This window comes from Variovorax ureilyticus, assembly GCF_050632185.1.
GTDB lineage: Bacteria > Pseudomonadota > Gammaproteobacteria > Burkholderiales > Burkholderiaceae_C > Variovorax > Variovorax ureilyticus_A.
The window spans coordinates 1,692,108-1,701,716 of record NZ_CP192579.1; the positions used below are offsets into that span (position 1 = coordinate 1,692,108).

18 protein-coding genes, 1 tRNA gene and 1 pseudogene are annotated in these 9,609 nt (G+C 64.0%); all 20 read left to right on the plus strand.

Features of this window, described 5'->3' with window-relative positions:
- The first annotated feature begins 44 nt into the window (after positions 1–44).
- Positions 45–320, plus strand: a complete 276-nt coding sequence (locus tag ACQ858_RS08290) for a transcriptional regulator (RefSeq protein ID WP_431276239.1) — start codon at positions 45–47, stop codon at positions 318–320.
- A complete protein-coding gene (locus tag ACQ858_RS08295; protein ID WP_431276240.1) occupies positions 321–560 on the plus strand; it encodes a hypothetical protein in 240 nt (79 codons plus the stop codon). It abuts the gene before it with no gap.
- 213 nt (positions 561–773) lie between these two features.
- Positions 774–1,121 carry a hypothetical protein gene (locus ACQ858_RS08300; protein ID WP_431276241.1) on the plus strand — a complete coding sequence of 116 codons (348 nt, stop codon included), beginning with the start codon at positions 774–776 and terminating at the stop codon, positions 1,119–1,121.
- Positions 1,118–1,405 carry a hypothetical protein gene (locus tag ACQ858_RS08305; RefSeq protein ID WP_431276242.1) on the plus strand — a complete coding sequence of 96 codons (288 nt, stop codon included), beginning with the start codon at positions 1,118–1,120 and terminating at the stop codon, positions 1,403–1,405. The genes ACQ858_RS08300 and ACQ858_RS08305 overlap by 4 nt, the downstream gene beginning before the upstream one ends.
- Positions 1,405–1,839: a hypothetical protein gene (locus tag ACQ858_RS08310; protein WP_431276243.1), complete on the plus strand. Its 435-nt coding sequence runs from the start codon at positions 1,405–1,407 to the stop codon at positions 1,837–1,839. The genes ACQ858_RS08305 and ACQ858_RS08310 overlap by 1 nt, the downstream gene beginning before the upstream one ends.
- A complete protein-coding gene (locus tag ACQ858_RS08315) occupies positions 1,839–2,027 on the plus strand; it encodes a hypothetical protein (protein WP_431276244.1) in 189 nt (62 codons plus the stop codon). Before ACQ858_RS08310 ends, ACQ858_RS08315 begins: the two co-directional genes overlap by 1 nt.
- Positions 2,024–2,275 (plus strand): hypothetical protein, encoded by a 252-nt coding sequence (locus tag ACQ858_RS08320; RefSeq protein ID WP_431276245.1) that lies wholly within the window; start codon positions 2,024–2,026, stop codon positions 2,273–2,275. The genes ACQ858_RS08315 and ACQ858_RS08320 overlap by 4 nt, the downstream gene beginning before the upstream one ends.
- Positions 2,276–2,364: 89 nt before the next feature.
- The gene (locus ACQ858_RS08325) at positions 2,365–2,904 is read left to right on the plus strand and encodes an HNH endonuclease (RefSeq protein WP_431276246.1); all 540 of its coding nucleotides are present in this window, start codon (positions 2,365–2,367) and stop codon (positions 2,902–2,904) included.
- Between the two features lie 59 nt (positions 2,905–2,963).
- Positions 2,964–3,857: a hypothetical protein gene (locus ACQ858_RS08330; protein WP_431276247.1), complete on the plus strand. Its 894-nt coding sequence runs from the start codon at positions 2,964–2,966 to the stop codon at positions 3,855–3,857.
- Positions 3,854–5,302, plus strand: coding sequence for a replicative DNA helicase (gene dnaB / locus ACQ858_RS08335; RefSeq protein ID WP_431276248.1), 1,449 nt, complete (start codon positions 3,854–3,856; stop codon positions 5,300–5,302). The genes ACQ858_RS08330 and dnaB overlap by 4 nt, the downstream gene beginning before the upstream one ends.
- A gap of 97 nt (positions 5,303–5,399) precedes the next feature.
- Positions 5,400–5,788 (plus strand): annotated as a pseudogene (locus ACQ858_RS08340) (RusA family crossover junction endodeoxyribonuclease).
- Positions 5,785–6,330, plus strand: coding sequence for a hypothetical protein (locus ACQ858_RS08345; RefSeq protein WP_431276249.1), 546 nt, complete (start codon positions 5,785–5,787; stop codon positions 6,328–6,330). Before ACQ858_RS08340 ends, ACQ858_RS08345 begins: the two are co-directional and overlap by 4 nt.
- A complete protein-coding gene (locus tag ACQ858_RS08350; RefSeq protein ID WP_431276250.1) occupies positions 6,327–6,527 on the plus strand; it encodes a hypothetical protein in 201 nt (66 codons plus the stop codon). The genes ACQ858_RS08345 and ACQ858_RS08350 overlap by 4 nt, the downstream gene beginning before the upstream one ends.
- Positions 6,524–6,745 carry a hypothetical protein gene (locus tag ACQ858_RS08355; RefSeq protein ID WP_431276251.1) on the plus strand — a complete coding sequence of 74 codons (222 nt, stop codon included), beginning with the start codon at positions 6,524–6,526 and terminating at the stop codon, positions 6,743–6,745. The genes ACQ858_RS08350 and ACQ858_RS08355 overlap by 4 nt, the downstream gene beginning before the upstream one ends.
- Positions 6,742–7,290: a hypothetical protein gene (locus tag ACQ858_RS08360; RefSeq protein ID WP_431276252.1), complete on the plus strand. Its 549-nt coding sequence runs from the start codon at positions 6,742–6,744 to the stop codon at positions 7,288–7,290. The genes ACQ858_RS08355 and ACQ858_RS08360 overlap by 4 nt, the downstream gene beginning before the upstream one ends.
- Positions 7,287–7,442, plus strand: a complete 156-nt coding sequence (locus ACQ858_RS08365) for a hypothetical protein (protein ID WP_431276253.1) — start codon at positions 7,287–7,289, stop codon at positions 7,440–7,442. Before ACQ858_RS08360 ends, ACQ858_RS08365 begins: the two co-directional genes overlap by 4 nt.
- The gene (locus ACQ858_RS08370) at positions 7,439–8,101 is read left to right on the plus strand and encodes a hypothetical protein (protein WP_431276254.1); all 663 of its coding nucleotides are present in this window, start codon (positions 7,439–7,441) and stop codon (positions 8,099–8,101) included. The genes ACQ858_RS08365 and ACQ858_RS08370 overlap by 4 nt, the downstream gene beginning before the upstream one ends.
- 358 nt (positions 8,102–8,459) lie before the next feature.
- Positions 8,460–8,705 (plus strand): hypothetical protein, encoded by a 246-nt coding sequence (locus tag ACQ858_RS08375; RefSeq protein ID WP_431276255.1) that lies wholly within the window; start codon positions 8,460–8,462, stop codon positions 8,703–8,705.
- 71 nt (positions 8,706–8,776) lie between these two features.
- Positions 8,777–8,852, plus strand: a tRNA-Met gene (locus ACQ858_RS08380).
- A 240-nt stretch (positions 8,853–9,092) separates the two neighbouring features.
- Positions 9,093–9,374, plus strand: a complete 282-nt coding sequence (locus ACQ858_RS08385) for a hypothetical protein (RefSeq protein ID WP_431276256.1) — start codon at positions 9,093–9,095, stop codon at positions 9,372–9,374.
- The last annotated feature ends 235 nt before the right edge of the window (positions 9,375–9,609 follow it).

Genomic DNA, 9,609 nt, shown 5'->3' on the forward strand with positions numbered 1-9,609 from the left:
TGGTGTTCTCGTGATAATCACGAACGTGACAATTCGGAGCAACGATGGATACGGCACCTGAACCCTCTTCCCCGCTTGAAGAAGCAATCACCACGGCTGGGGGCGTTGGTGCCTTAGCCATTCGCATTGGAGTCGCGCCCAGCGCGCCCAGCATGTGGAAGCAGCGCGGTCGCGTTCCCGCAGAGCACTGCCCCGCAATTGAGCGGGAAACGGGTGTTCGCTGCGAACGGCTCCGCCCGGACGTGGCCTGGGATGTTCTGCGCCGGCAAGAGGCCGCAAGTACTGCTGCTGCGGACCTCGTGGAACCCAAGGCAGCCTGAATGCGCTTCCTCGCCGCCATCCGCCGCCACTGGGAAGGACTGCTGACGGCCGGACTCTTCCTGACCTGCGTCTACCTTGCCGTCTTCTTCATCCGGCGCGGCTCCATCGCCACCGCCGGCGGCGCGATCGCCTGTGCAATCGGCTTCCTGCAAGCCCTGATGGCCTTCTTCACCGACGCAGAGGCCTTGCGCCGCCTCATGCACCGCGAGGAGCGGGCTGAAGACCCCGAGGGCCAATGAATGCAGCGACTGCCACTCAGCCGCGTCCTTTTGGATGCGCCCACCAGCTTCTCCGCTCGCATGCGGGGTGCCTCTCGCAACCGCGGGCGTGCTGGTTGGGTGCATCCAAAAGGCCGTGATTTTTCGCGTCGTCATGGCCCTTATTTTTTTGCCCGGCCCAACTGGTTAGGCAACTGGTTAGACGTTGATCTTTTTCTATCGAGAGGCACCTTGATGGACCAGCTGGAGTTCCCGCTCCTGGGGAGGTTGAACGCACCGAGCGTCGCCCCTGAGCAATGGGTGCGGTATGCGAAGACGTACCGCGATGTCGTACGAATCGCCTGGGAGCTCCGGCGCGTGAAGCACTCGAAGGCCGACATGGCCCGCGACTGCAAATTCCATGCGCAGCACATCAGCGACTGGCTCGCCAAGGACGACAAGCCCAGACGGCGCAGCCTGCCTGGGGACTGCATCACCAAGTTCAACAACTACGTCGGGAACACGCTCGTGTCGCAATGGCTCGCCCGTGGCGACCAATTGACGGTCCTCGAAGAAATCACCGCAACGAAGCAGGTCGCATGAAGCAGTCATCAGTCCTTTCCGCCTTCCACTGGCGCACCGGTGAGCCCAGCGTCTTCCGCCCCCTTCAGACTGCGGCAAACCTGCGCGCCGCCAGCACCGCCAAGGTCGAGCGCGCGCGAAAGCAGGGCGTCGATCGCTCGGTCATCCACGGCTTGAGCAAGAAGGCCGACGTGCGCGTGAGCGAGCTGCGCCACCAGAACCGCTTCAGTCCGCCGATCGAGAACGCCGACGAAGGCCAGCGCAGCCGCGACCGGCGCGACGCCATTCGTCGCGGGGGCATCTGATGGCCCGCGCGCATTTCGTTTCTTCGAACTCGACGACCGTCAGGCCGGCCATGGAGCCTGTCGATGCGAAGCTCATCGAGAAGCTAACTTCGATGACCCAAGCATTGCAGCTCTGCCAAACCCTTAGCGGCTTGGAGAGCCATGAATTCATTGGCCCTCTCGGCGTGGTGTCGGGTCAGGCGCAGTGGTCTCGCATCATGAACGCCGGCCAGCACAACTTCCCGCAGGACGGGCTCAACTTTTTCATGGACCTCGCCGGGAACGAGGTGCCGCTGCTGTGGCTACTGCACTCCCGTGGCTATGCCCTCGACTCGCTCAAACAGCGCGAGACCGAGATGGAACGGAAGCTGCGGCTGGCGCAAGAGGAAAACGCGAGGCTTCGGCTCGACGTGCGCGCCTTGACTGCCGCGCTGCGAAACGGCGGGGGCATCTGATGTCTCGCGGATACGACCTCTACAAGCGCCACACGGTCGGGGAGCTGATCGCCAAGCAGCAGGCCGTGCGCGCAGATCCGGCCAGCAAGAACACCCGGCCGGGCATCCACATCTACACGCCGAAGGCGCGAAGGCTCCTCGATGACCTCGCATGGGCGGTTCGGTATCACACGGAGCACTCAGCATGATGGATCGGCTCCAACGACTGATCGCGACGCGCCGCACCTTGGAGATCCTCGCCGCCGGCACGTCCATCCAGATCTGCATGGCGATCGGCGATCGAAATGGCGCCGAGCGCTACCTGCGCGAGCAGAACACGCTGATCGCCGCGCGCTTCGTGCACATGGAATGGCTTGCCGATCAGGGCCACAGCTACTCCGAGATCGCCGACGAGATGAAGGCGATGCAGGCCGAAGCCCGGAAGGCGGTGATGTGATTTCGGGCGCGGCTAGGGTAGCTCCCGAAAAGGCGGTCTTCCGGCCCGCTCTGCCGATGTCCTTTCAGCCGGGCATTGCGGAGATGCGCATGACAAAGACCTATTTCGAGAAGCTCAAAGATCCGCGGTGGCAGAAGCTGCGCCTGGAGGCGTTGCAGGCTGCGAACTGGCAATGCTGCAATTGCCGGGACAAGACAAGCACGCTGCACGTTCACCATCGGCAGTACTTCAAAGGTCGTGAGCCGTGGGAGTACGAGACCAGCCAGTTGGAAGTGCTGTGCGAGTCGTGTCACACCTTGGAGCATGAAGCCCAGGATCCTCTTCTGCTCGCAGCTTCCTTCGTGCCGAGCACGGGCCGTCAGAACCGTAGCGCGGCAGGCAGCCTGATCGCAGGCTTCTGTGGCCTCGGGATGACCAGCGACCGGGGAACTGACGACCCGGGCTGCTACGTCGCAGGCGAGATCGCCAGCATTCTTGAGCAGCACTGCACCATGGATGGGCTGCTGAAGATGCTCGAAGCCCTGCAAGCGCGAGATCGGTGGACCATCGAAGCATCGGCCTGGGCGTTCACTGATGACCTCAAGAGCCGGCCGGACGCTCCGGCCAGAAAGACAGGGTTCGATCTGTGACAGAGAGTGCGATCGCGCCACTTACGCCTGCAGACTGCGATCTGCAGGACTTCCCATTCATGCCGCTCGACGTCGCACGCCTTCGCGATTCCGATTTGGCATCGGACGAGTCACCGGAAGCCTGCTGGGCGGCAGTGCTGATATGGGCCGCTTCTTGGCACCAAGTGCCGGCGGCCTCCATCCCGGACAACGATAACTGGATTGCGAAACAGGCGGGATACGCGCAGCGCGGGAAGATCGCCAAGGAATGGGCCAACGTTCGGACGGGGGCTCTGCGCGGCTGGGTGCTGTGCTCCGATGGACGGCACTACCACCCCGTGGTGGCCGAGAAGGCCCGCGACGCCTGGAAGTCGAAGCTCGAACAACGTTGGAAGAGCGAGTGTGCCCGCATCAAGAAGCATAACCAACGGCACGGGACAAACGTTCTATGTCCCGAGTTCGATGCGTGGATCGATGCGGGGCGTCCTCAGGGACATCCACTATTTGTCCCCGAGGACAAATCTGATCGTCCCGGGGACAAGCCTAGGGACATCGCCTCCAAGAGACAGGGAGAGGGACAGAGACAGGGACAGAGAAAAAGGAAAGGAGCTAAAGCTCCTACGTCGGCGGACACGCTGCCGACCTGGATGCAGGCGCTCATCGATCTCTGGCACGAAGTCCTGCCCGAACTGCCGGGTGTCGTCGTGATGAACGCCGAACGATCGCAGGCGGCTAACGACTTCCGCAACTGGGTCCTCACGACGCTGCGGCGCGATGGCACGCCCCGCGCGACGAACGACGAGGAGTTCCTGGCGTGGACTCGCGATTACTTCCAGCGCGCGAGGCACAACGACTTCATCATGGGTCGCGGCCCACGATCTCCGGATCACCCGAACTGGCGCTGCCCGTTCGAATGGTTGTTGTCGGCCAAGGGCATGCAGAAGGTCATCGAACAAACGGCGGAGGCCGCATGAACGCGCGCACCGACGAGACCCGATTCCTGGAGGCCGACCTCGAGCACCTGCGCGTGCCGCCGCATTCCATCGAAGCCGAGTCCAGCGTGCTGGGTGGCCTGCTGCTCGACAACTCGGCGTTCGACCGCGTCGCCGACCTGGTGACGGAGGACGATTTCTACCGGGCCGAGCATCGCCTCATCTTCGCGACCGCGTGCAGCATGATCAACGCCTGCAAGCCCGCCGACGTGATCACGGTCTTCGAGCGGCTGGACGCACAGGGAAAGGCCACCGATATCGGAGGGCTGGCCTACCTGCACGCCCTGGCAACGTACACGCCGAGCACGGGCAACCTACGCCGCTATGCCGAGATCGTGCGCGAGCGCTCGATCCTGCGGAAGCTGATCTCGGCCGCCGACGAGATCTCGACCACCGCGTTCAACACGCGAGGCAAGGGGGTCGATGCAGTCCTCGACGAGGCAATGCAGAAGGTTCTCGCTATCGATCCAGAAGCTGCCGGCGACGAGTGGGAATCGATGGAACAGATGGTCGTTCAGGAGCTCGACCTCATCAATGACCGTGCCGAAGGCCGCTCAAGCGAACGCGCCGCCGATTTCATTCCGACTGGCCTGAAGGATCTGGATGCGATGCTCGACGGCGGCACGCGGCCGGGGCAACTGATCGTCATCGGCGCGCGGCCCGGCATGGGAAAGAGCGCGCTGGCCGACACCATCGGGCTGCACGCGGCGAAGCTGCGCTACCCGGTCGGGAAGTTCTCGATGGAGATGCAGAACCATGAGGGCGGCCAGCGAGCGATCTCCGCCACGGCGCGCATTCCGTTGCATGCGCTGCGCCGTCCTGAGCGGATGAGCGATGAGCACTGGGCCAGCCTGACCCGTGGAATCGAAGATCTGCGCGGATTGCCGTTTTACAGCAACGACAGGGGCGGCCTGAACATCAATCAGGTGCGGTCGAAGGCCCGGGCGTTGCGCCGCAAATTCGGGTTGAAGCTCCTCATCGTCGACTACCTGCAGCTGATGTCAGGCACCGACGCACGGGCGCCGAGGACATACCAGCTCGAAGAGGCAAGCCGCGGTCTCAAGTCGCTGGCCAAGGAACTCGGCGTGCCGGTGATCGCATTGGCCCAGGTCAATCGCGGCGTGGAAAAAGAGCAAGACCCGATGCCGCGCATGTCCGACCTGAAGGACTGCGGCGCCATCGAACAGGACGCCGATGTGATCTTGTTCATCGACCGACCGATCCAGCGCACGCCTGACCTGGACGCCGAATGGAAGTACTACGCCAAGGGCCGCCTCGCGAAGCAGCGCGGCGGCCGCACTGGAAATCTCGACTTCACCTATGTCGGCGAGAACACGCGCTTCATGGACTGGCCGCGTGACATGCCGGTCCCCACCAACCCGGTGCGCGTGACGCGCAACAACCAGCCGCGCGGCGGCGATCTCTGAAGAGGACCTGATGATCACCCTGACACTGCCATATCCGATCTCCGCGAACCGCTACTGGGCCACGCGCGTGATCAAGTCGAAGAAGACGGGCAAGTACATGGCGATGACCTACGTTACGCCCGAGGCTGAGGCCTACAAACAGCAGGTCGGCTGGCTAGCGAAGGCGGCGGGCGTGCGCGAGCGCTTGCCGGGCCGCGTCCAGGTGGACATCCAGATGTTTCCCCATCGGCCGCTCGACTACCTCAAGCGCGTGAGAGCGAACCCCTCTACTGGGACGACACCGTGCAACGGCTCGATCTGGACAACGCTCGCAAGGTCGTGAACGACGCCTTGAAGGAAATCGTCTTCGAGGATGACAAGTGCATCTTCAAGGACGGCGGTGAGGTGATGGAGCCCGACGGTCGCGATGCCTGTCTGATCGTGACGATTCGGCCATACCTTCGCCAGGCCAATCCTCAGGGCGACCTGTTGACGGAGGCCGCATGAAGTGGTCCAAAGGCGTCATCGCCCGACTCGTCGCGCGCCAGACGCTGGCGAGCAAGTGCCTGCTGCTGGTGGACCGCTGCAACTGGACGGGAAACGAGTGCGACGTGCTGGGCGTAACGCAGGACCTGCGCATCATCGACATCGAGGTCAAGATCAGCCGAAGCGATCTGAAAGCTGACGCCAAGAAGGATAAGTGGTGGCACCGCCTTTCATATGCGGAGGCTCAGGAGCGCGGTGTCGACCTCTGGAATCACCGCGATCCGGTCCAGCATCCTCGCAGGGTCTGGAAGCACTACTACGCCATGCCGGCCGAGATCTGGAAGCCGGAGCTGGCGGCGTGTCTGCCGTCGACGGCGAGCGGCATTCTGCTGGCGCGTGAGACGCGCGGCGGAACTCTGGCGGTTCACTGCGAGCGGCGCGCGACACCTGCCAAGGATGCCTACCGGCTCAAGCCCGAGCAGGTGATCGATATCGCTCGGCTCGCGAACCTGCGCATGTGGGATGCCTTCAAGGCACTGGAAAGCGCTGAGGTGACGTCATGAACTGCGGCACCTGCAAGCACTGGAGCCCGGAGGGTGAGCTCGGGCGCATGGGGTTCGGCATCTGCAAAGCGAGGCAGGAGCCGCATCGCAGCGCCATCACCACATCGGCTCAGGCCATGTGCCGCATCGGCAAGTTCGCCAAGGCTGACCGCCAGCAGCTGCAACAGCGCGAGCACGCGCAGGGAACGCTGCTTTGAAGCAGGCATGGGATCCGGTCAAGTTGCGCTGCTGCTGGGGCGATGTTCCGGATCCCGGCGACGTGCTGGAGATGCGCACAGGTCGGCGCTACCAGGTGCTGCGCGTGCGCGGCCGGACGATGCACTGCATCGTGCTTCCCACCACACACAAGCTGACGCGAGGTACGCGCGTCCTGTCCTGGCGCTGGGCGCCGCGCAGTCGCAGGAGCATTCGATGACGAAACACAGCCCCATCATGGTCGCGAAGCAGATGTCGCTCGCCGGCATGGCGGAGCCCGATCGCCGCGTCGTGCGTCACGTCCTGCTCGACGCCATCCGAGGACTCAACGATCAGCACCACAGCCGGTGGCGCAGGCTCGTGAATCGACTCTTGCGCGCGGAGCCCGGCGAGGTGTTCGGCTTCATGAACCTGTCGAGCCGCGCCGGCCGGTACCACCGGATGCACATGCGATTCGAGCAATCGCTTTTCGACCGCCAGGAGCGCTGGCCCCACATCAAGAGCATGCGCGACTGGCTGAAGATCGGCGCCGGCTGGTGCGAATGGGCCCCAGGCCCGCGTGGTGGCATCGTGCCTGTGCCGGTCTCCTTCGACTACGACCACTGCAGCGATGACGAGATGCGGGAAGTGCACGAGGCGATGGTGGAGTTCCTGCACACGCCGCATGCCAGCCGATTCCTATGGCCACATCTGTCGGCACCGAAGCGCCAGGAGATGCTGGAGAGCATCCTCACGCGCCCCGACGAGGAGCGGCAGGCACCATGAACGCTGACGACCAGACCGTCGAGCGCGAGGACCTGCCGAACACCGCGGCCGCGCCCGCGCTCGGCGCCGCCCTCATCGTCGACAAAGAGACCGGCGTGCCGTGGCTTATGCCCGTGATCGCCATTGACTTCTATCGAGACCAACCTGAATGACCGAAAACACGCGTCCGACCATCGACGAGCGCTACGCCAGCGCGACCAACACCAGCGATCTCACCTTGGATGTGCAGGTCAATAGTGTCCAGGCCGCCGGCATGATCATGGCCGCTGGTTGGAGCCGCGAAAAGTTGGGTGTCGCACTGCTGCGCCTGCAGAGCGAGTGGGATGGATCGGAGCGGCCGCGCCACATTCCGCGCGCCGCGGTCGCGCAGCTCGCGCAGCGCATCCTCCATGGCTATATGCCGCGTGTCCTCACGGAAGCCGAAAAGGTCAAGCGCGCGCATGCGATGGCAGCGGAGACAGCAAACCGCTGGTACATCCATGAGCTCGGTCTGAAGTTCCAGAGGCTGAAGACGCTGTCGGAGGTGCGCATGCTGGTGGCGGAGTTCGCGTGGCTGGAGAAGATCGACAGCCCGCATACGAAGGCCGCCGCAGCGGTGTCGTGGTGGCTCGATCACACCTGCCTGGAATGCCGGGGCCGAAAGTGGGAACTCATCCCCGGCACGAACCGCCCATCGAACCGCCTATGCGAAGAGTGTGAAGGCTTGGGCGAGAAGCCGATCCCGCACGGGTGGGCCGGCCGTAAATTGGTTGGTGAGATCGAGGAGGCGGTAAACGGGGCGCGCGGCAGCATTGGCTCGATCACTCGCTGACCGCTTGACGAGTTGAAACTCCTCCATACAATCGCCGCCCCATCGAGACCGGACCAACTTGCTGAAGTTGTCGCCCCTCGTACAACGGCACCAGCCTACATCGCCCGTCACGCTTGGAACACAGCGCGTTCGCCCTCGATAGGAAAGGTGCCTCTTGAATTAACACCCCCGGAGGGGCTGACCGTGTGGCCGGTGCTGAGCAAGTAGGCCAAGAGCACGGGATGGAGTCATAGGGCCGGATCGCTGTGCAAGGTAGATCCGGCGGGAGCCTTGAATGGCACTTGCTTGCACCATCGCCCCGTTTTTCTTCCTGAAGCCGCCCACTGAGGCGGCTTCTTCATTTCTGAAGGAGCTTCAAATGCACTATCGCAACGGCCGCGAGGCAAAAAACGGCGACCTGATCGTTCAACTCGGCTACGACGGCAAGGTTCAAGGCTTCGGCGTGCTCCATAGCGCTGTCGCCGGCAACGACTACTGCAATGGGCAGGTCGCGCCCGTTCAACTCGCCGGCACCGGCGCATGCATGGTGGACGCCCTCCACATCGAAGACATCCAGGCGATGCTGGCCGAGAAGGGCCTCGACAAGCGTCCCGCTGGCAAGTAAGCCGCAACCGGTTGTCTCCCAGGCCCCAACATTGGGCCTGTTTGCCCGCTTCGTGCGGGCTTTTTTATTTCAGCGGTGTAGCTCAGATAGCAGAGCGCCGGGTTCATACCCCGACTGTCGAGGATGCGAGCGCCTCCACCGCAACCAGTTTGGGACGGTCAGCCGGCATGAAGCACCTGCAGGGCCTTGCACACGCCTCGGCCCGGTTGGACGCACCCACTCGCAGGCTCCCCATGCCGCCGCGACCGACAACAGCCCCGTCAGGCGATATGACCAGGAGGTCAGGTCGACAGGCCCAGATGACGGCCGGGAAAGTACCGGCACCTTTTCCCGCTAATGGCAAGGGCTCCCCGCCGGTAGCCGCGGCACCACACCACAGGAAGCAACATGGCCATCTACATCAGCCGTCACTCCGGCGCCAGCACCTTCGTCACCGCCTGCATCACCTACGTCGTTGGCATCTGGGACGCCTTGCAAGCGTTCCGCACTGCCGTCGCCGATCTGGTCGTCGCGGCGGTCAAGGTCGCGACGGAGAAGTTCGAGCAACCGAAGCTCCGCCTCATGGACCGCCCAGCCGAGCTGGTGCAGGCCTGCGCCTACGCGCTGAAGTTGGCCAAGCGCGAGCGACCCCGCGTGCGTGATCAGTGGCGCATGTGCCCCTCGATCTGATCGCTCTCTGAGCTGACAAGCGCCCGCCACGTGCGGGCGTTTTGCATTGGGCCGCGAGCCGACCCAGCGCAAAACCGAACCCAGCGCAGTCACACCGCGGCGCCGCCATTCCCTCCCGGCGGTTCTGCTGCACACGCGCTGGCCCCTGCGGCAGGGTGGGCAAACCCTCCGCCCCGTGGCCGCCCCCGGCATAGCTCCGTTCCTTCCACGGACGCCGGGGGCGTGTCCGGCCCCC